This is a genomic window from Cryobacterium sp. M91, from assembly GCF_002929615.1.
GTDB classification, from domain to species: Bacteria; Actinomycetota; Actinomycetes; order Actinomycetales; family Microbacteriaceae; genus Cryobacterium; species Cryobacterium levicorallinum.
In genome coordinates, this window is record NZ_PJJT01000088.1 from 1 (window position 1) to 24,234 (window position 24,234).

The following is a 24,234-nucleotide window of genomic DNA, read 5'->3' on the forward strand; positions in this document are numbered from 1 at the left end:
GATTACTCCTTCTGCCGCGTGCCTCTACACGCGGCAGAAGGAGCTAAGCAGATGGCCCCCAACAGAAATATTCGGCGGCCCCGAAACGCGCTACTGACCGCATCACTCCGTGGCCCCCGAGGTCAATATCGATGGCCCCCAGCAGGGCTAATACTCACTAACGAATTCCCCGCCGATAGCCGACCCCACTCCGGGACGTAACCGCGTTGGTTGCTGGCAACAGACACTGCGGCGCCGAAGTCCAGCATTGTGCCTCGCGTACCGACCGCCTACGCCGGACGTGAGCCACCCGCAACTCCCAGGTCGATCTCAGCGCTCGCGGCCAGTTCCCTCGCCGGAGAGTGGCGCCGCGGAAGTGTGTCGGTGGTCGGCCCTAGGGTTGAAGTATGAGCACCTGGAGCGATCACCTCGCCGTATTCGACCTTGAGACCACCGGCATCGACGTAGAATCCTGCCGCATCGTGTCGGCCACCGTCGCAGTCCTCGACGCGAGCGGCACCGCCATCGAGCGCATCGACTGGCTCGTCGATCCGGGCGTTGAGATTCCCGCCGGTGCCACCAACGTGCACGGCATCACGACCGAGTACGCCGTGCAACACGGTCGCGTCGCCACCGAAGCCGTCGCCGAGATTGTTGCGGCACTTCGCGCGCACCTGGCCGACGGACTGCCCATCGTCGCCTACAACGCCCCGTACGACCTCACCCTGCTCAATCGTGAAGCCGTGCGCTATGGCATCGCCCCGCTCGTCTCCCCCAGCCCGGTGGTCGACCCCCTCGTCATTGACAAGGCCGTCGACAAGTACCGCAAGGGGAAGCGCACCCTCGAGGTGACGAGCGCGTTCTACGGTGTCAGCCTCGATGAAGCGCACGATGCCGGAGCGGATGCGATCGCCGCCGGCCGGGTCGCCCAGGCGATTCACCGCGCGCACCGCGTGGCCCTTCCGACCACCCTCGATGAGATGCACGCCCTGCAGGTCACTTGGTATCGCCAGCAGGCCGAAAGCTTTCAGGAATACATGCGCCGCGGCCGCGATCCCGAATTTTTGGCCGATACTGCCTGGCCCCAGCGCTAACTAGGACCAGCGCTGAGCAACAAACTCTAGATAAAAAAAGCGACCAGCCGAGGCTGGTCGCTTTTTCATTGGAACTAAAAAACAGGTGCTATTTGCCGAAACCCTTGTAGCGCGAGTTGAACTTCTCCACGCGTCCGGCGGAGTCCATGATGCGCTGCTTGCCCGTGTAGAACGGGTGCGACTCGGAGGAGATTTCCACGTCGATGACCGGGTACGTGGTTCCGTCTTCCCACTCGATGGTCTTCTTGCTGGAGACCGTCGAACGAGTCAGGAAGGTCGCACCGGAGGCGAGGTCGCGAAAGACCACGGGAGCGTACTCGGGGTGGATGTCAGACTTCATGAGAATTTCCTTTTGCACTTCTGGTGAACAGACTTGTAACTGGTCACAGTGCTGTTCGAATGTTGGGCCCGCAGCCCCAGGAGGCGACAAGCTGGTTGGCCAAATGGCCAGCCATTAACTTTAGCAGAACACCGTGGCCTTGGAGCGCTGGGCGCGCGGCGAAAGCAACCGCCCTAGATCGCTCGTGCCGCGTAGCGTCCATCTGTCTCGGTGAGCTCAATCTTGAGACCGAAGGTCTCGCTGAGCGCCGTGGCGGTGAGCGCCGTGACGATCGGGCCGGCGGCGACGATCTTGCCCTCCGACAACAGCAGTACGTGCGTGAATCCGAGAGGAATTTCTTCGACGTGATGGGTCACCATGATGATGGCCGGAGAGTTCGTCTCGCGGGCAAAACCACTCAGCAGTTGCAGCAAGGATTCCCGGGCACCGAGGTCCAGGCTCGCGGCGGGCTCATCGAGCAGCAGCATCTCCGGATCGGTCATGACCGAGCGGGCGATTTGCACCCGCTTCTGCTCGCCGTCACTGAGGGTGCCGAACTTGCGATCGGCGAGGTGATCGAGGTTCCATTCCTGCAGAACGCGCTGGGCACGGCGTTCATCGATGGTTTCATATTCTTCATTCCAGCGGCCGGTCACCGAGTACGCGGCCGTCATGACAACGTCGATGACCTTTTCGTTGCCGGGAACCTTGCGCGCCATGGCGGTCGAAGCGAAGCCGATACGGGGCCGCAGCTCGAAGACATCCGTTCCACCGAGGGTCTCATCGAGCACTTCGGCCTGCCCGGTCGACGGGTGCATGAAGGCGGCGGCGATCTGCAACAGGGTGGTCTTGCCGGCACCGTTGGGGCCGAGAATCACCCAGCGTTGGTCGTCGTCGACGCTCCAATTCACTGAGTCGAGGATGGCGGTGCCACCCCGGACGACGGAGACGTCGGTGAAATGCAAAACGTTGACCATGCAACCATGTTATCGGGCGCCGCGCTTGCCGACAGACCGTGCGAACATGCCTCGGCGCGTCGCAGTGGGACGCGCCGAGGCAGCAGATACGGCCAGCTCAGAGCAGGGCGGCGTAGATCTCCCGTGTGCGGGTGGCGATCTGAGCCCAGCCGAATACTTGCTCGGCACGGACCCGACCGGCGCGCCCCATCTCGGCCGCGCGAGCCGGATCGCTCACGACCTCGGTGAGGGTGCGGGCCAGGTCGGCGACGAACTGTTCGGGGTGCAGGGGCGTTCCGGTGCCGTCGGTGAGCTGCTCGATCGGCACGAGACGTCCGGTCTCGCCGTCAGCGACGACCTCGGGGATTCCACCGGTTGCGGTACCGACCACGGCGAGGCCGCAGGCCATGGCCTCAAGATTGACGATTCCGAGGGGCTCGTAAATAGACGGGCAGACGAACACCGTTCCTTGCGTCAGGACCGCGGCGAGCTCGTGCTGGGCCAGCAGCCGATTGATCCAGACCACGCCGGAGCGTTCCTGCTGCAGGGATTCGACACCGGCCGTAACCTCGGCCAGAATTCCGGGCGTGTCCGGTGCGCCCGCGCACAGCACCAATTGCACCTCCGGAGGCAGCAACTGCGCCGCACGCAACAGGTAGGGCAGGCCCTTCTGTCGAGTGATGCGCCCCACGAAGACGACGGAGGGGCGCTCGGGGTCTATTCCCAGGCCGCGCACAAAATCGTCATCCCTGGTCGGTTTCCACCGCTCAAGATCGATGCCGTTGTAGACCGTGTGCACCCGGCTGGCGTCGAGTGCGGGGTAGCTGCGCAGGATATCGCGACGCATGCCGTCGCTGACGGCGATCACAGCATCCGCTGCTTCAAAGGCGGTTTTCTCGATCCAGCTCGACACCCGATAGCCGCCGCCGAGCTGCTCGGCCTTCCACGGTCGCAATGGCTCCAGGCTGTGCGCCGTGACCACGTGTGGGATGCCGTGCAGCATTTGGGCGAGGTGCCCGGCCGCATTCGCGTACCAGGTGTGAGAGTGCACCAGATCGGCGCCAGCGGCGTCCTGCGCCATCTGCAGGTCGACCCCGAGGGTGCCCAAGGTCGCATTGGCGTCGGCCAATTGCGCGGGGACGTCGTAGGCGAACGTGTCGAGGTCGTCACGCGGCGCGCCGAAGCACCGAACGGACACCTCGATGTCATGTCGGAGCGCTCGCACCAGTTCGGTCACGTGCACACCGGCTCCCCCATAGATTTCCGGGGGGTATTCCTTGGTCATCAGATCCACTCGCATGGAGCAAAGGTAGCAAAGGGCGACACGGCGCACAGCCATGTTGCGAGTCGGCTTGCCGGGGAGGCCCTACTCTGTACACATGAAGGCCAAGAAGATCTTTGGAATCGTGCTCGCGGGTGGTGAGGGAAAACGTCTGATGCCGTTGACCGAAGACCGGGCGAAGCCTGCCGTCCCCTTTGGCGGGCATTACCGCCTGGTGGATTTTGCCCTCTCCAATCTGATCAACTCGGGCGTGACCCAGATCGTCGTGCTGACGCAGTACAAGTCACACAGCCTGGACCGCCACGTGTCGCAGACCTGGCATGTCTCCGGTGGGTTATTCAACTCGTACATCGCCTCGGTACCGGCGCAGCAGCGCCTCGGCAAGCGCTGGTTCAGCGGCTCCGCCGACGCCATTCTGCAGAGCCTCAACCTCATTCACGATGAAAAGCCCGACATTGTCGTCGTGGTCGGTGCCGACCATGTCTACCGAATGGACTTCAGTCAGATGATCGACGCACACATCGCGTCGGGGTTGTCCGCCACCGTCGCGGCCATTCGCCAGCCGATCGGTCTCGCCGACCAGTTCGGTGTCATCGAAGTGGATGCCGCCACCCCGGATCGAATCAGCGACTTTCGTGAAAAGCCCAAGGATTCCGTCGGACTCGCTGATGCCCCGCACGAGGTATTCGCCTCGATGGGCAACTACGTCTTCAACACCGACGCCCTGATCGAGGCCGTGCTTCGTGACGGTGAGCGCACCGACTCCAGCCACGACATGGGCGGCGACATTATTCCCGATTTCGTCTCGCGTGGTGACGCCGGCGTCTATGACCTGAAGCGAAACGAAGTACCCGGGTCGACCGATCGCGACCGCTACTACTGGCGCGACGTGGGAACGATCGACTCGTTCTTTGAGGCGCACCAGGACCTCATTTCGGCCCTGCCGGTGTTCAACCTGTACAACCAGAAATGGCCGATTTTCAGCATGCAGTTGAATTCGCCGCCAGCCAAGTTCGTGCGCGACGGCCAAGGCGCCCTCGGCACTATGATCGACTCGATCGTGTCGCTGGGCTGTGTCATCTCCGGCGCGCACATCGAGCGCAGCGTGCTCGGTCCCTGGACGTCGATCGGCTCCGCCTGCGAGGTCGTGGACTCCATCATCTTCGACCGGGTGCAGATTCGACCCGGCGCCATCGTGCGGCGCGCCGTCCTCGACAAGGAAGTCATCGTCGAAGCTGGCGCCACCGTCGGTGTCGACCGGGATCGTGACCTGGCGCGGGGCTTCAGCGTGACCGAATCCGGCATCACCGTCGTCGGCAAGGGCGTGCTCGTTACTCCGTGATCCTTAGCTGCGCAGCACGTTTTCTCGTCGTTCTGGACGCCGACTCCACCCTCATTCAAGACGAGGTGATTGAGCTGCTCGCGGATGCCGCAGGCGCGCGCGAGCGCGTCGCCGAGGTGACCGACCGTGCCATGCGCGGTGAGCTCGACTTTGCCGAGAGCCTGCGTGAGCGGGTGTTGACCCTGGCGGGGCTGCCCGAGAGCGTTTTTGCCGACGTGGGGCGACGCATCCGCCCGACCGACGGCGTGCACGAGCTGATCGCGGGCATTCATGCCGGCGGTGGCGTGGTCGGGGTGGTGTCCGGCGGCTTTCATGAGCTGCTCGACCCGCTGGCCGCCGAGCTGGGGCTTGATCATTGGCGGGCTAATCGGCTTGAGGTACAGGCCGGCCACCTGACCGGTCGCGTTATCGGACCGATCATCGATGCCGAGGCCAAGGCTGTCGCCCTGCGCGAATGGGCCGCACAGGAGCAGATCGCGCTCGCGCAGACTATTGCGGTCGGGGACGGTGCCAACGACTTGCGCATGATGGACGCGGCCGGACTCGCCGTCGCGTTCAACGCGAAACCGCGGGTGAAACGTGAGGCCGACCTGGTGATCGACCTGTGCAACCTCAGCCAGGTGCTGCCGCTTCTCGGCCTGCGCGGCTGAACGGACAGCTGCAAAAAGACGGTCAGTGCCCCATGCCGAGACCGCCGTCGACGGGAATGACCGCACCGGAAATGTAGCCGGCATCATCGCCGGCCAGCCAGCTGACGACGCGCGCAACCTCGCTCGGCGTAGCGAACCGGCCGGCCGGAATATTGCGTTTGTATTCGACCTGCTGCGCTTCGGGCAGGGCAGCAGTCATATCGGTTTCGATGAAGCCGGGAGCGACCACGTTCGCGGTGATTCCGCGGGCACCGAGTTCGCGGGTGACCGAGCGGGCCAGGCCGATCAGGCCGCTCTTCGACGCCGAGTAATTCACCTGCCCGGCCGAGCCGTACAGGCCGACGACGCTGGAGATCAGCACGATGCGCCCGAATCGGGCCTTGAGCATGCCCTTGCTCGCGCGCTTGACCACGCGAAAGGCACCACTCAGGTTGGTGTCGATAACGGCGGTGAAATCATCCTCTGACATGCGCATTAGCAGGGTATCGCGGGTGATTCCGGCATTGGCCACAACAACCTCGACCGGGCCGTAGGTCGCTTCGATCTCGGTGAAGGCGGCGTCAATGGATGCGGCGTCTGTCACGTCGGCCCGCACTGTGAGGCTGCCGGACGGTCCATGACCGGAGCGGGACGTCACTGCAACCCGATGTCCCTGGGCCAGAAACTCCTCAGCGATGGCGAAGCCGATTCCACGGTTGCCGCCAGTGACGAGCACTGTTCGAGTCGTTGTCATGATGTTCCTGTCCTGGTGCGCTGGGTATCGTAAATCGGGTTCAAGGAAACACCCGGCAAATTCAAGTTTAAGGCGTGCCACAAAGTCGCCGGGCAGACGTAGTCTTGATAGGTGGAGTTTCCACCGTAGACGAACCCGATGGACCTATGAAGCAGCAGTCGATCACCTCCCTCCCCGCCTCCCCCGAGGTTGAACGCCGCAACCGAATGATCAAATACTCGATTGCCATGGGAGTGCGTGTCATCTGCATTGTGCTCATGCTCTTCGTACAAGGTTGGTGGCTCGTGGTCTGCGCGCTCGGCGCTATTCTGCTGCCGTACTTTGCCGTCGTGGTCGCGACCGTGAAAATTTCCCCTCCGGCAGCAGAAGTGCTCCGGCCCGGCGGCGTCGAGCTCTACCGCGGCAACGACGAGGTCAAGTGAGTGCTGACGCGGTTGCTGGCGGCAGTCCGATGATAGGCCTGGGTCGACCTCTGGAATCTACGACTTGTTCGCGGGCGGACTGCCGCGCTGCAGGAAGGTGGCGGCTGGACTGGCGCAACCCGCGCATCCACTCTGCTGATCGGGTGAAAACCTGGCTGGCCTGCGACGAACACGTGGACTACCTGCGCGAATTCCTGGCCTCACGGGACTTTCCGCTGACGGTGAGCGCACTCGAAACGTGCACGCCCGACTCCTCCGGAGACCAGCAATGACGGGCTGGAAGTTCGCCTTCAGCCGCCGCTGGGCCGGATATCTCGTGCTGACCATGCTGTTCGCCGCGGTCTGCGCCGGGCTGGGCTTCTGGCAGCTGGCCCGCCGCGATGAGGCACTGACCGAGCTGTTCAAGATCGATTCCAACTTCGACTCGAACCCGGTGCCCGTCGCCGAGGCTCTTGAAAACCTGGCCGCCTTCGACGAATCGCAAAAATGGATGCCGGTGGAACTGACCGGAACCTACCTCACCGCTGACGAGATGCTCGCGCGCAACCGCCCGCTCAACGTAAACCCGGGCTTCGAAGTACTGACCCCGTTGCTGCTTACCGACGGCACGATCTTTATCGTCAACCGCGGCTGGCTGCCCACCGGGCAGAAACAGGATGCTCCTGACACCGTTCCGGCGGCGCCCTCCGGAACGGTCACCGTGGTGGCCCGGCTCAAGGCCAGCGAACCTGATCTGCCCGGCCGCACGGCCAGCGGCAACCAGGTCGCGACCATCAACCTCACTACCATCGCAGAACGACTCAATGCCCCGACCTATACCGGCGCGTACGGGCTGATGGACACCGAGAGCCCCACGGCGACCGAGAAGCGCCCGGCCGCCGTGCTTAAACCGATCCGCGATGAGGGCCCACACCTGTCCTATGCGTTCCAGTGGTTCGTATTCGGGCTACTCGCCTTCATCGGACTCGGCTGGGCACTGCGCGAAGAATACCGCAGCGTCAATGCTGAGGACCCCGAGGAGCGCGAACGCGCCGAGGAACGCGCCCGCAAGCGCGCGGCGAAGCCACGCAATGATGCCGAGATTGAAGACGAGCTGCTCGACCGGCAGCGGGGCTAGCCACCTCAACTCTCGAGCTGGCCCACTTCGCTGGTCGAGCCCGCCGAGACGGCTCCTCAGGCGACGGCGCGGTGGTGCTGCCGGGCCTCGGTCGCCTCGTCGAGGAGACCGCGGTACACCCGCACCAGCGACGCTGCCGAACGGTTCCAATCCAGACCGAGGGCATGCTTGCGAGCAGCCAGCGACAGTTCGCGTGCCAGGGTCGGATCGGACAGGATCTGCGCCATCGCGTCGGCCCAGACCCGCGGTTCGCGGGATTCCAGGACCAGTCCGGTGATCCCATCGACAACTGCTTCACGCAGGCCACCGGCCGCCGAAGCGACGACGGGCACACCGCTCGCGGCCGCTTCCAGTGCCACCAGACCGTATGTTTCCGAGTGCGAAGGCACGAGCACCAGGCGGGCCCCGCGAAACAGTTCAGCCAGGTGCGCATGGGACTGCGGCCCAACAAAGCGGATGCCGGACAGACCGGCCCGTTCGGCGAGCTGATGGAGCTCCTCAACGTAACCGGAGTAGTCGACTGAGGCATCACCGGCAACAACTAGGTCGGGACGCAGGCCCGCCGGTAGTGCCGCAATGGCCTGAATCGCCAGATCAAGGCCCTTCAGCGGCTGCAAACGCGCGGCGACAACGGCGTAACCGCGGTCGACCGCGCTGCCGGCGGGCTGGCGTTTGGGTGAGAACAAGTTGCTGTCCACCCCTGGAAGCACGATGTTGGTTCGGCTCGCCGAGCCGCCGAGCCGCCCGGAAATCGTGGCGGCCTCCGCCGCACTGATCGCCACCAGCGCGTCGGATTCCCGCGCCAGCCGCGCTTCTCCCCGCATCCGTCCCGGTGATTCGGCGCGTTCTCCGGCCGAAAGCGGGGACGCATCATCCGCTGCAATGCTATGGAAACTCTGAACGTGCGGGACGCCCCAGTTGCGGGCGACGGGAAGCGCTGCCATGCCGGAAAACCAGTGATGCGAGTGGATGATGTCGACCGGCTCGAGAGCGTTGAGCCGGTCGGAGAACTCATCGATATAGTTCTCGTGCGTGCCCTTGGACAGCGCTCGGGCGGGCCCGGCGGCCAGAAACCGCAGCGTGAGGCCCTCGGCCAGCTGTTGCGATTCGGGCTGATCCGCCGCTGACCGCCGAGTCAGAATCGTCACACGGTGTCCAAGGGCGGCCAGCCGCTCGGCCTGATGCCGCACGACGACGTTCATACCGCCGGCATCGCCGGAGCCAGGGTCCGTGCCCGGCGAGGTGTGCAGGCAGACCAGCGCGATGCGCAGTGGCGATCTCATCGATATCACGCTCTAGTCCTTTTGCCTGGGTCACCGACAGGTGACCGGGTCACGGAATTGGTTACGACAGCTCGATCAGGTCGAGGTAGTCCTTGTTCCAGTGGTCCTCTGTGCCCTCGGGCATGATTAGGACGCGCTCGGGATTGAGGGCCTGCACGGCGCCCTCATCGTGGCTGACCAGAACGACGGCGCCGGCGTAGTGGGCGAGGGCGTCGAGGATCTCTTCGCGGCTGGCCGGGTCGAGGTTGTTAGTGGGCTCATCGAGCAGCAGCACGTTGGCACCGGAGACCACGATCATGGCCAGGGCCAAACGTGTCTTCTCTCCACCGGAGAGTACGCCGGCCGGCTTGTTCGAGTCATCGCCGGTGAACAGGAACGAACCGAGCACCCGACGTGCTTCCATCTCGGTGATGCTCGGCGAGGAGGAGACCATGTTCTCGAGCACCGAACGCTTCACGTCGATGGTTTCGTGTTCCTGGGCGTAGTAACCGATGCGCAAACCGTGACCGGGTTCGATCGAACCGGTGTCGGATTCATCGACGCCGGCGAGCATGCGCAGCAGTGTGGTCTTACCGGCACCGTTGAGGCCAAGGATGACGACCTTGGATCCGCGGTCGATCGCGAGGTCGACCGCGGTGAAGATTTCGAGGGAACCATAGCTCTTCGAGAGGTCCTTGGCCATAAGCGGTGTGCGACCACACGGCGCTGGCTCGGGGAAGCGCAGTTTGGCAACGCGCTCAACGGCACGCACGGCGTCGAGGCCGGAGAGCAGCTTCTCGGCCCGGGCCACCATTTGGTGGGCTGCGGCGGCCTTGCTGGCCTTGGCCCCGAACTTCGCGGCCTGCAGCTGCAGGGTCGAGGCCTTCTTCTCGGCGTTCGAGCGTTCCTTCTTGCGGCGGTCGGCATCCGCTGTGCGCTGGAGGAGGTAGTTCTTCCAGTTCATGTTGTAGATGTCGATCATCATGCGGTTCGCATCGAGGTAGAAGACCCGGTTGACCGTTTCGCCGACGAGTTCGATGTCGTGGCTGATGATGATGCAGCCGCCCTTGTAGTTCTTGACGAACTCGCGCAGCCACGCCACCGAGTCGGCGTCGAGGTGGTTGGTGGGCTCGTCGAGGATCATCATCTCGGCGGCCGAGAACAGGATGCGAGCGAGTTCGATGCGACGACGCTGGCCACCGGAGAGGGTGCTCAAAGCCTGGTCGAGAATGTGGTCCGGCAGTTTCAGGTTGCTGGCAATGGATGCGGCTTCGGCTTCGGCGGCGTAGCCGCCAAGGCCGTTGAACTCATCGGTCAGACGCCCGTACTTTTTCATGGCGGCGGCGGCGATCTTGGGATCGGAATCGGCCATGGCCATGCTGGACTCCTGCATGCCCAGGGCAATAGTGCCGAGGCCGCGGGCGTCCAGAATGCGCGTACGGGCAAGCATGCTCGGGTCGCCCGCGCGCGGGTCCTGCGGCAGGTAGCCGATCTCGCCGGAGTGGCTGATCGAACCCTTGGTCGGGTTTGTCTCCCCGGCGAGAGTCTTCGTCAGCGTCGTCTTGCCGGCACCGTTACGGCCGACGAGGCCGATCTTGTCGCCGCTCGCGACGCGGAAGTTGACGCCCTCCATGAGCACGCGGGCTCCAACGCGGATTTCGAGATCTTGCACGTTGAGCACAGCAATAGTCCATTCGAAGTGTTTGTACGGGTGTGAAGTGTGGGTGGGCCAGAGCGGTCCAACTCACTAGTATATTTGCCCTCAGGCTGTGCTCGGCACACGGCGCCTACAGTAGGGACGCCAGAAGCGACTTTTCCAGCCAATTCAGGTACGCCTCCGTCGACCAGCCGAGGGACAGCACGAGGGTACGAAACGTGTGCGGGTGGGCCAGCGCCCACATCGTCGCGGCCGCCTCGTGGTCGCTGATGCCACCGCGCAGTCCGCGCTTTTCCCGAAGCGCAGCCGCCACTTCGCCGAAGCCGTGCAGCCGGGCAGCGTCCCGTTTCTGCTCGAACTCCCCCACGTCCGGATCGACAACGGCCGCTTCGCTGACAATGCGCAGAATGCCCGAGGTGCGCTCATTCACGAGCGCACTTGACCGGGCCAGAATGCGGATGACCTCTGTCGCCGTTCGCGCCTCAGCAATGCGCTCGCGTGTGGCCCCCGATAGCAACGCCGGTGCCCCCGGTTCCGCGGCCACTCGATCAAGAACCGCCGCGAGTAATTCCGCTTTCGACCCCACGGAGTTGTAGATGGTCTGCACCACCACGCCAGCCTCCGCCGCGATCGCCGCAACCGAGGTGCCCACGTATCCGCGCTCGAGCATGAGGCGTCCCGCCGCCATAACAATCTCCGCCCGAGTACTCGCCGCCTGCGCCGCACGCCGTCTCATGGCCCCGTTTTCCCCTATATCCATACAACTAGCATACCGTTCTACTGAGTGGAAACCTTTTCTAAAGCGGATGTCGTGGTGTGACGCGCCGGGACGGGTCACCTGCTATTGCTCGGACATTGAGGTTTCGGCGCGACCCGAACCAGGCAGACCGAAGGCCCCTCCTGCGGTGCAGGCGGGGCCTTCAAGATAGAACTAGAGCTACATAGCGAAGCCGAGGGCTCGCATCATGTCGCGACCATCGTCGGTGATCTTCTCCGGACCCCACGGCGGCATCCAGACCCAGTTGATGCGGAACTGGTCGACGACGCCATCGAGCGCCTCCGCCGTCTGCTCCTCGATCACGTCGGTCAGCGGGCAGCCAGCCGAGGTGAGCGTCATGTGCACGATGAGCGCGTCATTCTCGTCGTCCCAGCCGAGGTCATAGATGAGTCCAAGGTCGACGACATTGATGCCGAGCTCCGGGTCCATGACGTCCTTGAGAGCTTCTTCGATTTCGTCGAAGCGGGCCGGACTGAGTGTTGAGACCATACGACTAGCCTACGTTCGACGGGACAAGAAAGCGATCGTAACCTTCGTCCTCGAGGCGGTCGGCGAGCTCGGGGCCGCCCTGTTCGGCGATGCGTCCGTTGACGAAGACGTGCACGAAATCGGGGTGGATGTAGCGCAGGATGCGCGTGTAGTGCGTGATGAGCAGCAGTCCAAGGCCGGTGTTGGCCTTGGCACGGTTGACTCCTTCGGAGACGATCTTGAGCGCGTCAACGTCGAGGCCGGAGTCGGTCTCGTCGAGTACGGCGAACTTAGGCCTGAGAAGTTCAAGCTGCAGGATCTCGTTGCGCTTCTTCTCGCCACCGGAGAAGCCCTCGTTGACGTTGCGCTCGGCGAAAGCCTTGTCCATGCGCAGGTTGGCCATCGACTCGCGCACATCCTTGATCCAGGTGCGGATCGGCGGGGCTTCGCCCTCGATGGCCGTTTTGGCCGTGCGCAGGAAGTTCGTGACGGTGACTCCGGGAATCTCGACCGGGTACTGCATGGCGAGGAACAGGCCGGCGCGGGCACGGGCATCCACTGTCATCTTGAGCACGTCAGCGCCGTCGAGGAGGATGGAACCGCTCTCGACGTGATACTTGGGGTGGCCAGCGATCGTGTAGGCGAGGGTGGACTTGCCGGAGCCGTTCGGGCCCATGATGGCGTGGATTTCGCCCTCGTTGATGGTGAGGTTGACGCCGCGCAGAATCTGCTTGGTGCCCTGGTCGGTCTCGACGCTGACGTGCAGGTCGATAATTTCAAGAACAGACATGAATGTCTTATCCCTTTCTAAAAATGGCTGGTGAGGCGGTTGCTTTAAGGTGTGACTAGACCGCGACGGTGACGGAAGGATCGACGAAGACAAAGCCGTCGATGAGTTCAACGTTGTAGACCGGGACCGGGTCGTAGGCCGGCAGCGAGAGCGGCTTTCCTGTCGTGAGGGAGAACATCGAACCGTGAGCCCAGCACTCGAGAGTCTGGCCTTCCACGAATCCCTCCGACAGGGAGATATCACCGTGCGTGCAGGTATCACCGATGGCGAAAACATCGCCGGCGGCATCACGCACAAGGGCGATGGCGACCCCGTCGATTTCGACCTTGACGGCCTGGTTTACTTCGAGCTCATCGAGAGCGCAAATCTTCGTCGCGGCCATGCTTAGTCCGTTCCAATAAGTTCGGCTTCGATTGCGAGCTGCAACCGAGCTTCGAGTTCCGGGGAACCGATCTGCTGCACGACCTCGGTGAGAAATCCGCGGACGACGAGCCGACGCGCTTCGTCCTCGGTGATGCCGCGAGACTGCAGGTAGAACAGCTGCTCATCGTCGAAACGACCGGTGGCACTAGCGTGACCGGCTCCGACGATGTCGCCGGTTTCGATCTCCAGGTTCGGGATGGAATCGGCGCGAGTGCCCTCGCTGAGCACGAGGTTGCGATTCTGCTCATAGCTGTCGGTACCAGCGGCCTTGTTGCCGATCAGCACGTCGCCGATCCAGACCGTGCGGGCGTCCTGGCCCTGCAGCGCACCCTTGTAGTTGACTCGGCTGCGGCTCTTCGGAGCGTCGTGGAAGACGTACACCTGCTGTTCCAGGTGCTGACCAGCATCGGCGAAGTAGAGACCGAGTAGCAGCGTGTCGGAGCCGGGTCCGGCCAGACGCACAGACGGGTTCACCCGCACGATGCTGCCACCGAGCGAAACGACGACGTGCTTGAGGCGCGCATCGCGACCAATGGATGCAAAATGGTTGGCCAGGTGCACCGCCGAGTCGTCCCATTCCTGCAACGAGACGACCGTGAGGTTGGCGGACTCGCCGAGGATGATCTCGACATTTTCGCTCAACCGGGCGTCACCCGTGTTCGCCAGGATGACCGTGGCCTGGCTGAACGGCTTGGCCTCGATGATGGTGTGCGCTCCGCGGGCGGAACTCCCGAGGGCCGATCGCGTGACCGTGATCTCCTTGGCCTCTTCGCCGCTCACCGTTATGGCGAGGGCGTCCTCGAAAACGCCCCAGGCGTTCGCGGCGGCGCGTTCTTCCGGCAGACCGGCGGTGCCGATGCGGGCATCCGTTCTGGGGACCCACTCGACGGAGACGTCCTCCGACGGGGTGGACGTTATCTCGTAGCGCGAGCCGTCGAGGGTACCGGCGGTGAGATCGGTGAACTTCGCGACGGGCGAGAGCTTCCAGACGGCTTCGCGGCCGGTGACGGTCTCGAAGTCGGCGACGTTGACACTCTTGAAACGATCCGATCGGGTTTGTACCGGCACGTAGCCGAAACGTCCGTCGGAGTGTTTCTTGATTCCGTGCTGACCGGCCGGCAGAACCGACTCGGGTGCGGGTGTGGATGATTCGGGCACAGTTGTTGACGCGCTCTTCGAAAGCGCTGAAGCGGCGGACATTTAGCCGACGGATCCTTCCATGCCCATTTCAATGAGCTTGTTGAGTTCGAGGGCGTACTCCATCGGGAGCTCCCGGGCGATCGGTTCGATGAATCCGCGAACGATCATGGCCATGGCTTCGTCTTCGGGCATGCCGCGGCTCATCAGGTAGAAGAGCTGCTCGGCGCTGACCCGGGAAACGGTGGCCTCGTGACCGAGCTGCACGTCGTCGACGCGAATGTCGATGGATGGGTAGGTGTCGGAGCGCGACGAGGTATCGACGAGGAGTGCATCGCAGCGCACGGTGTTGGCGGAGTGGTGCGCGGAGGCATCCATTCGAACCTCACCGCGGTATCCGCTGCGCCCGCCACCGCGAGCGATGGACTTGGAGACGATCGACGACTGCGTGTACGGAGCCATGTGGATCATCTTGGCGCCGGCATCCTGGTGCTGGCCCGGGCCAGCGAAGGCCACCGAGAGCGTCTCGCCCTTGGCGTGCTCGCCCATCAGGTAGATGGACGGGTACTTCATGGTGACCTTGGAACCGATGTTGCCGTCGATCCACTCCATCGTCGCGCCTTCGCCGGCTGTGGCCCGCTTGGTTACGAGGTTGTAGACGTTGTTCGACCAGTTCTGGATGGTCGTGTACCGAACGCGGGCGTTCTTCTTCACGACGATCTCGACCACGGCGGAGTGCAGCGAATCGGACTTGTAGATCGGGGCCGTGCAGCCCTCGATGTAGTGAACGTAGCTGCCCTCGTCGGCGATGATCAGCGTGCGCTCGAACTGGCCCATGTTCTCGGTATTGATGCGGAAATAGGCCTGGAGGGGAATTTCAACGTGCACGCCCGGGGGGACGTAGACGAAGGATCCGCCGGACCAGACGGCCGTGTTGAGCGCGGCGAACTTGTTGTCGCCGGAGGGAATGATGGTGCCGAAGTACTCCTCGAAGAACTCCGGGTGTTCCTTGAGCGCTGTGTCGGTGTCCATGAAAATGACGCCCTGAGCTTCGAGCTCCTCGTTGATCTGGTGGTAAACGACTTCAGACTCGTACTGGGCGGCGACACCGGAGACGAGGCGCTGACGCTCGGCCTCGGGGATACCGAGCTTCTCGTAGGTGTTCTTAATGTCGTCGGGCAGGTCTTCCCAGGTCTGGGCCTGCTTCTCCGTGGACCGCACGAAGTACTTGATGTTGTCGAAGTCGATCTCGGAGAGGTCGGCGCCCCAGGTGGGCATGGGCTTGCGTTCGAACAGCTGAAGTGCCTTCAGCCGTCGCTGCAGCATCCAATCCGGCTCGGATTTCAGGTTCGAGATGTCAGTGACAACCTCGGGAGAAATACCACGACGAGCGGATGCTCCGGCCTTGTCTGAGTCGGCCCACCCGAATTCGTAGGTGCCGATCCCCTCAAGGTCGGGACGGTCTAGCAGGACATCCGACATATTAACCTCTTCTCCACCCATCACAACCCGGATATTAGTCCGGTCATTCCCACGGCGCCTCCAACGGAGACGGGGGAACGGGTTGTCTGGACAGCTACGTTGCGTACCTAGAATATTCATGGAGTATCGCGATGACCCCGAGCCCTGCGGCCCGGATTGAATCCCTCGATCGGATGACCGCGGGAAGGATCTCCATGGATGTTGCAATTCTACAGGTTGATCAGTGGGATTCGCGTGCTTGCCGGTCGATTCACATTTGGACACGGCACGATGAAAACGCACGGATGATAAGCACGACAGAGAGAGCAGAATCGGTGAATCGGAAAAATCAGGGCTTGTCCAGTGCTATCGACGCAGGATACCGGGTCGTCAGCCAGAAAATTCGCTACTGGTTACCGAGCGCTGTCGACCGACGAATCCGGGTCGTCGCCTGGCTGTCACTCGTGACGGAGATCCTGATCGTCGGCACCGGAGGCGCTGTACGCCTCACCGGTTCCGGACTGGGCTGCCCGACCTGGCCGACCTGTGTTGCCGGATCGCTCGTGCCGACGCCGGAGATGGGCCTGCACGGCGTTATTGAGTTCGGCAATCGCCTGATGACCGGACTGATCGGCATTATTGCGATAGCGGCCGTCGTGCTGCTGTGGCGACTGCGCACCGAGCGCAAGGATCTGTTCACGCTCGCCGTCATTCTCGGCGTTGGCGTTCTCGCGCAGGCCCTCGTCGGCGGCGTCACCGTGCTGACCGGTCTCAACCCGTTCATCGTCGGATTTCACTTCATGGCCTCGCTGATCATGGTGTGCATCGCCACCGTGCTGGTGCACCGGGTCTACCTCCCGTCGGGTCCGCGCGCCCTCGTCGTACCGGTCGGCTTCGCCGGGCTCGCCCACGCCACGAGTTTCGTGGTGGCACTGACCGTGGTGATGGGAGTCGTGACCACGGCCTCCGGACCGCATTCGGGTGACGCCGAGGCTGGTCGTACTGGGTTCAACGCTGAATTGCTCGAGCACCTGCATGCCTGGCCCGGCTACGCGACGCTGGTCCTGACGATCGTGCTGCTCGCGGCATCCGTTCGAGGCAAGCTGCCCGTGCGTAAACTCGTCGTCACGTTACTCGTGGTCGAGCTTGTCCAGATTGTGGTCGGCCTGCTGCAGGCAAACCTGGGCCTGCCGCCGGTGCTCGTCGGGCTGCACATGGTGCTCGCCTGCGTGCTCGCCGCGGCGATGACCGCCGTCGTGCTGAACCTCAAGGCTCCGACCACCCTCACGGACCGGGTACCCGAAACGACGCACGAGCACGCTCGCAGCTAACTGAACACGATCGAGAGTCGCGAGACGACACCTTCGCCCCACGGACACGCCCTGGGACGGGCGAGACGACACATCCGGCACCGTGAGTTGCTTTGAATGGGCCGAATACGTCATCTCACGCGCATGAAGGAGCCGAAGATGGCACCTCACGGCGCAGCGCAAATACCCCGATCGGAAATTGCCGCGCGGCACTCCCCCGGCGGTGGCCTCCGGTGTATTCTCCAGACATGCACCTCGCGCCGGGAGCCAAGTCGAAGCCGCCAGACGACGCGGCGCGCCTTGCCCTGTTCGGACCGCCGGTGTTCGGCTTCGTGCCGCAACGGCGCATTCAGGAACGCGGCTGGAGTTGGTACGGCAATCACGGCCGCACACTCGAAGCGCAGGCCCATTACTGGCTCGCCGATCCCGCGGGCAATTTCTGGTTCGAGAATTCGCCGGCCGGCCCGATCGGCATCGCCGAATTGCGCGGATTCGTATTCACCGACGTGCCGGGTTCAACAAATCGGGGCGGAGACCCCATTCGTGATGCACTCAACCAACACTTGCAATACATCGTGATGAACTATGCCAAGAATCCCTACGAGTTCGGGTCTGAACTCTGGGCCGGACGGCACACGCAGCAGCAGGCGGAGATCGAGCTAGCGCTGGCGCACCGATCGAACCTGATCGTCAACGACATGGCCCTGCCAGCCATCACCGTGACGGCCTCCGATTTCACAGGTACCGCGATGGCCGTGGCCGGACGCGTGGTGACCGTCGTGATTCACTCGGCCGATGTCGGCAAGATCGACACCCGCCTCACCCGCCGGGTCTAGCGCGGGCTGTGGCTGGTCCCGATTAGAACGGCAGCAGCGGGTCGATTCCGACGGCCACGAACAGCAGGGTCAGGTAGGCGATCGAGCCGTGGAAGACGCGCATCGGCGATACATGCTCGTGCCGGATGGCCAGGCTGTACAGGCGGTGCGTCTCGTAGATGAACCAGCCGCCGGTGACGAGCGCGACGAAGGTGTACAGCAGCCCCATGTCGGCAATCGGGATCAGCAGCAGCGAGCAGGCGACGGTGGCCCAGGCGTACAGGATGACCTGCAGTCCCACCTGGGCACGGCCGCGCACCACGGCGAGCATCGGCACGCCGGCGGCCTGGTAGTCGGCACGGTACTTCATCGACAGCGGCCAGTAGTGCGGCGGCGTCCACAGAAAGATGATCATGAACAGAATGACCGGCGGCCACGACAGGTCGCCAGTCACGGCGGCCCAACCGATCAGCACGGGCATGCACCCGGCCACACCGCCCCAGACGATGTTCTGCGGGGTGCGACGCTTGAGAATGATCGTGTAAAAGACGACGTAGAGCAAAATGGCACCGAACGACAGTGCGGCGGCGAGCCAGTTGGTCAGCAGTCCCAGCCAGAGAATGGATGCCGCGCCTAACGCCCACGCAAAGATCAAGGCTTCCCGGTCACTCAGTTCACCGGTGACGAGCGGACGGTTCTTCGTGCGCTTCATCAGGCGGTCGATATCGCGATCGAGGTAGCAGTTGAACGCTCCAGCGGAACCAGCGCTGAGGGCCCCGCCCACGAGAGTCGCCAGAATCAGCCAGAGGCTGGGGATGCCCCGTTCGGCGAGCAGCATCGTGGGTGCGGTTACTACCAGAAGCAATTCGACGACTCGCGGTTTAGTCAGGGAGATATAAGCCTTGAGGGTGCGCTTCACTGTGCGCGGTCCGCTTAGGACCGGGGTCTTCAGGGCGACGTTCATTGTTCCTCTAACGCTAGGCAAGTCTTTTTAGTGTAGGTCACCCACTGCCCCTTCCCGACAATGGACATGTCACGTCATATAGAGCGTCCCGCCGCAAACTTCCCTATACTTATAGTGCTCCCCACAGTGAATCAGAAGTTCGGCGAGCCCCCGGGTGGGAGATGGCGGCAACAGCAGGCCAACTCGCTGGGGGTGACATTTCACCTAAATTCTCGCGTCGGGATGGCGCGGCCCCGCAGTGTGAGACGGTTGCCGACACTTGCACATCTATCAAAGGATGGGTTGAGCTCAACCCGCCTTCGCTTCAATGAAGGGTTACGTGACGTGGCAGCTTTCCAATGGGATTCCATTGACGATCAGGCGGTTAACACCGCACGCATTCTCGCGGCTGACGCCGTTGAAAAGGTTGGGAACGGGCACCCGGGTACAGCGATGAGCCTCGCTCCCGCCGCGTATCTTTTGTTTCAGAAGATCATGCGCCGGGACCCGGCCGACAACGACTGGCTCGGTCGCGACCGTTTTATTCTCTCGGTCGGCCACAGCTCGCTGACCCAGTACGTGCAGTTGTACCTCGGCGGCTACGGCCTCGAGCTTGAAGACCTCAAGGCCCTCCGTACCTGGGGATCCAAGACCCCCGGCCACCCGGAGTATGGGCACACCGCCGGCGTCGAGATCACCACCGGCCCGCTCGGCCAGGGACTGGCCTCCGCCGTCGGCTTCGCCTACGCTTCACGCTTCGAGCGTGGCCTGTTTGATCCGGATGCCGCCACCGGTGCCAGCCCGTTCGACCACTTCGTCTACGTCATCGCCGGCGACGGCGACCTGCAGGAAGGCCTCACGAGCGAGGCATCCTCTCTCGCCGGCCACCAGCAGCTCGGCAACCTGATCGCGATCTACGACAGCAACCAGATCTCCATCGAAGACGACACCAACATCGCCTTCACCGAAGACGTCGCCGCGCGCTACGCCGCCTATAACTGGCACGTGCAGACGGTGAATTGGAAGAAGACGGGCTCCTACGTCGAAGACGTCGCCGAGCTGAACGCAGCCATCGAGGCTGCCCAGAACGAAACCGGCAAGCCCAGCCTGATCATCCTCAAGACGATCATCGGCTGGCCGAGCCCGAAGAAGCAAAACACCGGCAAGATCCACGGCTCCGCGCTCGGCGCCGAAGAGCTCGCCGGAGTCAAGACCATTCTCGGCTTCGACCCGGAGAAGACCTTCGACGTCGCTCCCGAGGTCATCGCCCACACCCGGCTGGCCCTCGATCGCGGCGTCACTGCCCACGCCGAGTGGACCGTGCAGTTCGATGCCTGGGCGACGGCCAACCCGGAGCGCAAGATTCTGCTCGACCGGGTCCTCTCCGGCGATCTGCCTGACGGCGTGGACGAGGCCCTCCCTGTCTTCCCCGGCGGCACCGCGGTATCGACCCGCGCGGCGTCCGGCAAGGTTCTCACCGCCCTCGGCGGCGTCATCCCCGAACTGTGGGGCGGCTCAGCCGACCTTGCCGAATCCAACAACACCACCATCGGCGGCGCTGCCTCGTTTATTCCGAGCGAGCACTCCACCGGTGAATGGTCGGGCAACGAGTACGGACGGGTGCTGCACTTCGGCATTCGCGAGCACGCCATGGCCGCCATTCTCAACGGCATCGTGCTGCACGGCAACACCCGCCCGTTCGGCGGCACCTTCCTCATCTTCAGCGACTACATGCGCCCCGCTGTGCGTCTGGCCGCACTGATGAAGGCTCCGTCGATCTTCGTCTGGACCCACGACTCCGTCGCGCTCGGCGAAGACGGCCCGACCCACCAACCGATCGAACAACTCGCAACCCTGCGCGCCATTCCCGGACTCGACGTGGTTCGCCCCAGCGACGCCAACGAAACCGCCTGGGCCTGGAAGACCATTCTGGAACGCCGTAATGGTCCGGCCGGCATCGCGCTGACCCGCCAGAACATTCCGGTCTACGAGCGCGGTGAGGGCGCAGCATCTGACGAGGTCTTCGCCTCGGCCAAGAACGTCGCCCGCGGCGCCTACGTGCTGGCCGAAGCGGCCGGCGGAACCCCGGACGTCATTCTGATCGGCACCGGCTCCGAGGTGCAGCTCGCCGTCGACGCTAGGGCCCAGCTTGCCCGTGAAGGCATCAACGCCCGCGTGGTCAGCGCCCCCTGCCTCGAATGGTTCGAAGAGCAGAGCAGCGACTACCGCGAATCGGTGTTGCCCGCAGCCGTCACCGCACGGGTGTCCGTCGAGGCCGGCCTCGCGCTGACCTGGCGCGGCTACGTCGGCGATGCCGGCCGCAGCATCTCAATCGAGCACTTCGGTGCATCCGCTGATTACCAGACGCTGTTCCGCGAATTCGGAATCACCACTGAAGCAGTCGTCGCCGCCGCCAAGGAATCAATCAGCGCAGCCTGACGTTGTCCCACAGGCATGGATCGTCGCCGCAGGTCAACACCGCGCGTCTCCATGACTCTCCATTAAACCGCTATAGCCAGCTGCCTGACGGCAGCATTATTAGGAGATTTTCACTATGACCACGACTACCCCCCTCGCCCAGCTGTCCGCAGCCGGCGTCAGCATCTGGCTCGACGACCTGTCCCGTGAGCGCATCAACTCCGGCGGTCTGCAGGACCTGATCAAGAACAGCAACGTCGTTGGCGTCACCACCAACCCGACCATCTTCGCCGGAGCCCTCGCCAAGGGCGAGGCCTACACCGACCAGGTAGCAACCCTGGCCGCCGCCGGCACGAACGTCACCGAAGCCGTCTTCGCCATCACCACGGACGACGTTGCCGCCGCCTGCGACATCTTCCGCCCGGTCTACGACGCGACCCAGGGCCAGGACGGCCGCGTCTCGATCGAGGTCGAGCCGAGCCTCGCCCGCGACGCAGCCGGCACGGTCGCCGAAGCCCAGCAGCTCTGGAAGAAGGTCAACCGCCCCAACGCGATGATCAAGATTCCCGCGACGGTCGAAGGGCTCGAAGCCATCACAGCGACCATCGCCCTGGGTATCAGCGTCAACGTCACCCTGATCTTCAGCCTCGAGCGTCACCGCCAGGTCATCAACGCCTACCTGGCTGGGCTCGAGCAGGCCAAGGCTGCCGGCATCGACCTCTCAACCATTCACTCGGTTGCGTCGTTCTTCGTGTCGCGCGTCGACTCCGAGATCAACACCCGCCTCGAAGCCATCGGAACCCCCGAGGCTCTGGCTCTGAAGAGCAAGGCCGGCGTCGCCAACGCGCAGCTTGCTTACCAGGTCTACGAGCAGGCCTTCAGCAGTGAGCGTGCCCTCGGCCTGATCAAGGCCGGCGCCACCAAGCAGCGCCCGCTCTGGGCCTCGACCGGCGTCAAGGATGCCAGCCTGCCCGACACCCTGTACGTAACCGAACTGGTCGCCCCCGAGGTCGTCAACACCATGCCCGAGAAGACCATGAAGGCTGCGGCCGACCATGGCGTCATCCCGGCCGACTCGGTCACCGGCTCCTACGCCGCTGCCAACGCTGTGCTCGACGCACTGGGAGCGCAGGGCGTCTCGTACGATGACGTCACCCGGCTGCTCGAAGAAGAAGGCCTCTCGAAGTTCGAGGTGTCCTGGAACGAACTGCTCGACACCGTGCAGACGGCCCTCACCGCAGCGTCGACAACCGCGGCAGTCTAATGAGCTTTCGCATCTCGGTGAGCGGCTTAGCTGCCGATGCTGTACGCGCCACCGTACCGACGCTGGTGACGGATCTCGTCGCCTCCGGCGTCACCGGCCTCAACCCGGCGCTGTGGGGGCCGGAGGCGGAAGCCGAGGCCGCACTGCGCCTCGGCTGGACCGAATCCGTCGTGGTGTCCAGGCCGCTCGTGGCCGAGATTCTGGAGTTGCGTGCCACCCTGCAGGCGCGCGGCGTCACCCAGATCGCCCTCGCCGGCATGGGCGGATCGTCGCTCGCCCCCGAGGTCATCACTCGCACGGCTGGCGTGAACCTCACCGTTCTCGACGCGACCGACCCCGGCCAGGTGCTCGCTGCCCTGAACGACAACCTCGTGGGCACCGCTCTCGTGGTGTCATCGAAGAGCGGCTCGACCGTCGAAACCGACAGCCAGCGCCGCGTGTTTGAGCGTGCGTTTCGTGCCATTGGAATCGATCCAGCCGAACGTATTGTCGTGGTGACCGATCCAGGATCGCCACTCGAGGCATCCGCTCTCGCGGACGGTTATCGCGTCTTCAACGCCGATCCCAACGTGGGCGGTCGCTACTCCGCACTGACCGCGTTCGGCCTCGTACCCTCGGGCCTGGCGGGCGTTGACATCGGTGCTCTTCTCGACGAAGCAGAGTCCATCTCCTTGGCTTTGGCCGTTGACTCCCCAGAGAACCCGGGGCTCGTGCTCGGAGCGGCGATCGCCGCGACCAGCCCGCGCCGCGACAAGCTCGCCATCGTCTCGGACGGCACCCACATTGTGGGCTTCGCCGACTGGGTCGAACAGCTCATCGCCGAATCGACCGGCAAGCTCGGCACCGGCATCCTGCCGGTCGTGCTCGAACTCGATGCTCCGGAACTGACCGAAGCGCTTCCCGATGTGCAACTCGTGCGGGTCGTCGCTGACGCCGGCACCGAGTTGTTCAGCGAAACCGGCGACGAGATCCGCGTCAGCGGAACCCTTGGTGCACAGTTTCTGGTTTGGGAATACGCGACCGTTGTCGCCGGGCGCCTGCTCGGTATCAACCCGTTCGACCAGCCAGACGTTGAATCCGCGAAGATCGCGACCCGCGGTCTGCTGGACGCCCGCCCCGCACCGGAACCCGCCGCGTTCATCGCTGACGGTATCGAAGTGCGCGGCACGCCACACGTCATCGGTGCCGCGAGCGACCTCGCTTCGGCCGTTGATGCACTACTCGAGGAGCTCGGCCCCGACGGCTATGTGGCCGTGCAAGCCTACGTCGACCGGCTCGCACTGCCCGAGCTGGCCGAGGTTCGCAATAAGCTCGCCGCTCTCTCCAAGCGCCCGGTGACCTTCGGCTGGGGACCGCGTTTTCTGCACTCCACCGGTCAGTTCCACAAGGGTGGAACGGCAACGGCCGTCTTCCTGCAGATTCTGACCACACCGGCGGAGGACCTCGACATTCCTGAGCGTCCGTTCACCTTTGGTGAGCTCATTCAGGCACAGGCCAGCGGCGACGCGAGCGTGCTCGCTGAGCACGGCCGGCCCGTGCTGACACTGACGCTGACCCAGCCGAAGCAGAACATCAGCACGCTTTTTGACGCCTTAAGCTAACCAATCGGGGTCC

24 protein-coding genes are annotated in these 24,234 nt (G+C 63.8%); 11 read left to right on the forward strand and 13 right to left on the reverse strand.

The features are described 5' to 3' along the window. Positions 1 to 386 precede the first annotated feature (386 nt). Positions 387 to 1,073 carry an exonuclease domain-containing protein gene (locus CXY80_RS13360; protein ID WP_092448574.1) on the forward strand — a complete coding sequence of 229 codons (687 nt, stop codon included), beginning with the start codon at positions 387 to 389 and terminating at the stop codon, positions 1,071 to 1,073. A gap of 88 nt (positions 1,074 to 1,161) precedes the next feature. On the opposite strand, the gene CXY80_RS13365 is transcribed toward CXY80_RS13360, so the two are convergent. The 3 genes from CXY80_RS13365 to glgA all read right to left on the reverse strand — a co-directional run bounded on the left by CXY80_RS13365 (position 1,162) and on the right by glgA (position 3,648). Then, positions 1,162 to 1,413, reverse strand: coding sequence for a type B 50S ribosomal protein L31 (locus CXY80_RS13365; RefSeq protein ID WP_092448573.1), 252 nt, complete (start codon positions 1,411 to 1,413; stop codon positions 1,162 to 1,164). A 173-nt stretch (positions 1,414 to 1,586) separates the two neighbouring features. Continuing rightward, positions 1,587 to 2,369: an ABC transporter ATP-binding protein gene (locus tag CXY80_RS13370; RefSeq protein WP_104132807.1), complete on the reverse strand. Its 783-nt coding sequence runs from the start codon at positions 2,367 to 2,369 to the stop codon at positions 1,587 to 1,589. A 97-nt stretch (positions 2,370 to 2,466) separates the two neighbouring features. Next, positions 2,467 to 3,648, reverse strand: coding sequence for a glycogen synthase (gene glgA, locus CXY80_RS13375; RefSeq protein WP_092448571.1), 1,182 nt, complete (start codon positions 3,646 to 3,648; stop codon positions 2,467 to 2,469). Positions 3,649 to 3,727: 79 nt separating this feature from the next. Here glgA and CXY80_RS13380 point away from each other — a divergent pair, with 79 nt between their 5' ends. Both CXY80_RS13380 and serB read left to right on the forward strand, forming a co-directional pair. Continuing rightward, complete coding sequence (locus CXY80_RS13380; RefSeq protein ID WP_092448570.1) at positions 3,728 to 4,972, forward strand: glucose-1-phosphate adenylyltransferase; 1,245 nt, start codon at positions 3,728 to 3,730, stop codon at positions 4,970 to 4,972. Then, on the forward strand, positions 4,969 to 5,622 hold the full coding sequence (gene serB / locus CXY80_RS13385; RefSeq protein ID WP_092448569.1) for a phosphoserine phosphatase SerB: 654 nt from the start codon (positions 4,969 to 4,971) through the stop codon (positions 5,620 to 5,622). The genes CXY80_RS13380 and serB overlap by 4 nt, the downstream gene beginning before the upstream one ends. A gap of 22 nt (positions 5,623 to 5,644) precedes the next feature. Here serB and CXY80_RS13390 read toward each other — a convergent pair whose 3' ends face one another. Next, positions 5,645 to 6,355: a beta-ketoacyl-ACP reductase gene (locus CXY80_RS13390; protein WP_092448568.1), complete on the reverse strand. Its 711-nt coding sequence runs from the start codon at positions 6,353 to 6,355 to the stop codon at positions 5,645 to 5,647. Positions 6,356 to 6,501: 146 nt separating this feature from the next. On the opposite strand from CXY80_RS13390, the gene CXY80_RS13395 reads away from it, so the two are divergent. The 3 genes from CXY80_RS13395 (at position 6,502) to CXY80_RS13405 (ending at position 7,894) form a co-directional block, all read left to right on the forward strand. Beyond that, positions 6,502 to 6,777, forward strand: coding sequence for a DUF3099 domain-containing protein (locus CXY80_RS13395; protein ID WP_092448567.1), 276 nt, complete (start codon positions 6,502 to 6,504; stop codon positions 6,775 to 6,777). A gap of 143 nt (positions 6,778 to 6,920) precedes the next feature. Next, positions 6,921 to 7,049 carry a hypothetical protein gene (locus CXY80_RS20790; RefSeq protein WP_369828696.1) on the forward strand — a complete coding sequence of 43 codons (129 nt, stop codon included), beginning with the start codon at positions 6,921 to 6,923 and terminating at the stop codon, positions 7,047 to 7,049. Next, a complete protein-coding gene (locus CXY80_RS13405) occupies positions 7,046 to 7,894 on the forward strand; it encodes an SURF1 family protein (protein ID WP_092448565.1) in 849 nt (282 codons plus the stop codon). The genes CXY80_RS20790 and CXY80_RS13405 overlap by 4 nt, the downstream gene beginning before the upstream one ends. A 56-nt stretch (positions 7,895 to 7,950) precedes the next feature. Here CXY80_RS13405 and CXY80_RS13410 read toward each other — a convergent pair whose 3' ends face one another. From CXY80_RS13410 to sufB, 8 genes are all read right to left on the reverse strand, one after another. Continuing rightward, complete coding sequence (locus CXY80_RS13410) at positions 7,951 to 9,177, reverse strand: glycosyltransferase (RefSeq protein WP_092448564.1); 1,227 nt, start codon at positions 9,175 to 9,177, stop codon at positions 7,951 to 7,953. A 61-nt stretch (positions 9,178 to 9,238) separates the two neighbouring features. Further along, positions 9,239 to 10,837, reverse strand: a complete 1,599-nt coding sequence (locus CXY80_RS13415) for an ABC-F family ATP-binding cassette domain-containing protein (RefSeq protein ID WP_092448563.1) — start codon at positions 10,835 to 10,837, stop codon at positions 9,239 to 9,241. Positions 10,838 to 10,943: 106 nt separating this feature from the next. Next, entirely contained in the window at positions 10,944 to 11,501 is a 558-nt protein-coding gene (locus CXY80_RS13420) for a TetR/AcrR family transcriptional regulator (RefSeq protein WP_158251654.1), read from the reverse strand. Between the two features lie 249 nt (positions 11,502 to 11,750). Continuing rightward, positions 11,751 to 12,080, reverse strand: a complete 330-nt coding sequence (locus CXY80_RS13425) for a metal-sulfur cluster assembly factor (protein ID WP_092448561.1) — start codon at positions 12,078 to 12,080, stop codon at positions 11,751 to 11,753. A 4-nt stretch (positions 12,081 to 12,084) separates the two neighbouring features. Continuing rightward, entirely contained in the window at positions 12,085 to 12,849 is a 765-nt protein-coding gene (sufC, locus tag CXY80_RS13430) for a Fe-S cluster assembly ATPase SufC (RefSeq protein WP_092448560.1), read from the reverse strand. Between the two features lie 55 nt (positions 12,850 to 12,904). Further along, positions 12,905 to 13,231 carry a non-heme iron oxygenase ferredoxin subunit gene (locus CXY80_RS13435; RefSeq protein ID WP_092340113.1) on the reverse strand — a complete coding sequence of 109 codons (327 nt, stop codon included), beginning with the start codon at positions 13,229 to 13,231 and terminating at the stop codon, positions 12,905 to 12,907. 2 nt (positions 13,232 to 13,233) lie between these two features. After that, positions 13,234 to 14,472, reverse strand: a complete 1,239-nt coding sequence (gene sufD / locus CXY80_RS13440) for a Fe-S cluster assembly protein SufD (RefSeq protein ID WP_104132808.1) — start codon at positions 14,470 to 14,472, stop codon at positions 13,234 to 13,236. Then, on the reverse strand, positions 14,473 to 15,891 hold the full coding sequence (gene sufB / locus CXY80_RS13445; RefSeq protein WP_092448558.1) for a Fe-S cluster assembly protein SufB: 1,419 nt from the start codon (positions 15,889 to 15,891) through the stop codon (positions 14,473 to 14,475). Between the two features lie 335 nt (positions 15,892 to 16,226). On the opposite strand from sufB, the gene CXY80_RS13450 reads away from it, so the two are divergent. Continuing rightward, positions 16,227 to 17,201, forward strand: coding sequence for a heme A synthase (locus CXY80_RS13450; protein ID WP_233195378.1), 975 nt, complete (start codon positions 16,227 to 16,229; stop codon positions 17,199 to 17,201). A 227-nt stretch (positions 17,202 to 17,428) separates the two neighbouring features. Next, entirely contained in the window at positions 17,429 to 18,016 is a 588-nt protein-coding gene (locus CXY80_RS13455; protein ID WP_092448556.1) for a hypothetical protein, read from the forward strand. A 22-nt stretch (positions 18,017 to 18,038) separates the two neighbouring features. On the opposite strand, the gene CXY80_RS13460 is transcribed toward CXY80_RS13455, so the two are convergent. Further along, a complete protein-coding gene (locus tag CXY80_RS13460; RefSeq protein ID WP_092448555.1) occupies positions 18,039 to 18,959 on the reverse strand; it encodes a heme o synthase in 921 nt (306 codons plus the stop codon). Between the two features lie 324 nt (positions 18,960 to 19,283). Here CXY80_RS13460 and tkt point away from each other — a divergent pair, with 324 nt between their 5' ends. The 3 genes from tkt to CXY80_RS13475 all read left to right on the forward strand — a co-directional run bounded on the left by tkt (position 19,284) and on the right by CXY80_RS13475 (position 24,221). Next, on the forward strand, positions 19,284 to 21,377 hold the full coding sequence (gene tkt, locus CXY80_RS13465) for a transketolase (protein ID WP_104132810.1): 2,094 nt from the start codon (positions 19,284 to 19,286) through the stop codon (positions 21,375 to 21,377). 115 nt (positions 21,378 to 21,492) lie between these two features. After that, positions 21,493 to 22,620 (forward strand): transaldolase, encoded by a 1,128-nt coding sequence (tal, locus tag CXY80_RS13470; protein ID WP_092448553.1) that lies wholly within the window; start codon positions 21,493 to 21,495, stop codon positions 22,618 to 22,620. Next, positions 22,620 to 24,221 carry a glucose-6-phosphate isomerase gene (locus CXY80_RS13475; RefSeq protein ID WP_092448552.1) on the forward strand — a complete coding sequence of 534 codons (1,602 nt, stop codon included), beginning with the start codon at positions 22,620 to 22,622 and terminating at the stop codon, positions 24,219 to 24,221. Before tal ends, CXY80_RS13475 begins: the two co-directional genes overlap by 1 nt. The last annotated feature ends 13 nt before the right edge of the window (positions 24,222 to 24,234 follow it).

Bases quoted from the DNA above. Each gene is read 5' to 3' on its own strand.
- CXY80_RS13360 (WP_092448574.1), top strand. From the start codon at position 387: ATGAGCACCTGGAGCGATCACCTCGCCGTATTCGACCTTGAGACCACC.
- CXY80_RS13365 (WP_092448573.1), bottom strand. From the start codon at position 1,413: ATGAAGTCTGACATCCACCCCGAGTACGCTCCCGTGGTCTTTCGCGAC.
- CXY80_RS13370 (WP_104132807.1), bottom strand. From the start codon at position 2,369: ATGGTCAACGTTTTGCATTTCACCGACGTCTCCGTCGTCCGGGGTGGC.
- glgA (WP_092448571.1), bottom strand. From the start codon at position 3,648: ATGCGAGTGGATCTGATGACCAAGGAATACCCCCCGGAAATCTATGGG.
- CXY80_RS13380 (WP_092448570.1), top strand. From the start codon at position 3,728: ATGAAGGCCAAGAAGATCTTTGGAATCGTGCTCGCGGGTGGTGAGGGA.
- CXY80_RS13390 (WP_092448568.1), bottom strand. From the start codon at position 6,355: ATGACAACGACTCGAACAGTGCTCGTCACTGGCGGCAACCGTGGAATC.
- CXY80_RS13395 (WP_092448567.1), top strand. From the start codon at position 6,502: ATGAAGCAGCAGTCGATCACCTCCCTCCCCGCCTCCCCCGAGGTTGAA.
- CXY80_RS13405 (WP_092448565.1), top strand. From the start codon at position 7,046: ATGACGGGCTGGAAGTTCGCCTTCAGCCGCCGCTGGGCCGGATATCTC.
- CXY80_RS13410 (WP_092448564.1), bottom strand. From the start codon at position 9,177: ATGAGATCGCCACTGCGCATCGCGCTGGTCTGCCTGCACACCTCGCCG.
- CXY80_RS13420 (WP_158251654.1), bottom strand. From the start codon at position 11,501: ATGGCGGCGGGACGCCTCATGCTCGAGCGCGGATACGTGGGCACCTCG.
- CXY80_RS13425 (WP_092448561.1), bottom strand. From the start codon at position 12,080: ATGGTCTCAACACTCAGTCCGGCCCGCTTCGACGAAATCGAAGAAGCT.
- sufC (WP_092448560.1), bottom strand. From the start codon at position 12,849: ATGTCTGTTCTTGAAATTATCGACCTGCACGTCAGCGTCGAGACCGAC.
- CXY80_RS13435 (WP_092340113.1), bottom strand. From the start codon at position 13,231: ATGGCCGCGACGAAGATTTGCGCTCTCGATGAGCTCGAAGTAAACCAG.
- sufD (WP_104132808.1), bottom strand. From the start codon at position 14,472: ATGTCCGCCGCTTCAGCGCTTTCGAAGAGCGCGTCAACAACTGTGCCC.
- sufB (WP_092448558.1), bottom strand. From the start codon at position 15,891: ATGTCGGATGTCCTGCTAGACCGTCCCGACCTTGAGGGGATCGGCACC.
- CXY80_RS13455 (WP_092448556.1), top strand. From the start codon at position 17,429: ATGCACCTCGCGCCGGGAGCCAAGTCGAAGCCGCCAGACGACGCGGCG.
- CXY80_RS13460 (WP_092448555.1), bottom strand. From the start codon at position 18,959: ATGAACGTCGCCCTGAAGACCCCGGTCCTAAGCGGACCGCGCACAGTG.
- tal (WP_092448553.1), top strand. From the start codon at position 21,493: ATGACCACGACTACCCCCCTCGCCCAGCTGTCCGCAGCCGGCGTCAGC.
- CXY80_RS13475 (WP_092448552.1), top strand. From the start codon at position 22,620: ATGAGCTTTCGCATCTCGGTGAGCGGCTTAGCTGCCGATGCTGTACGC.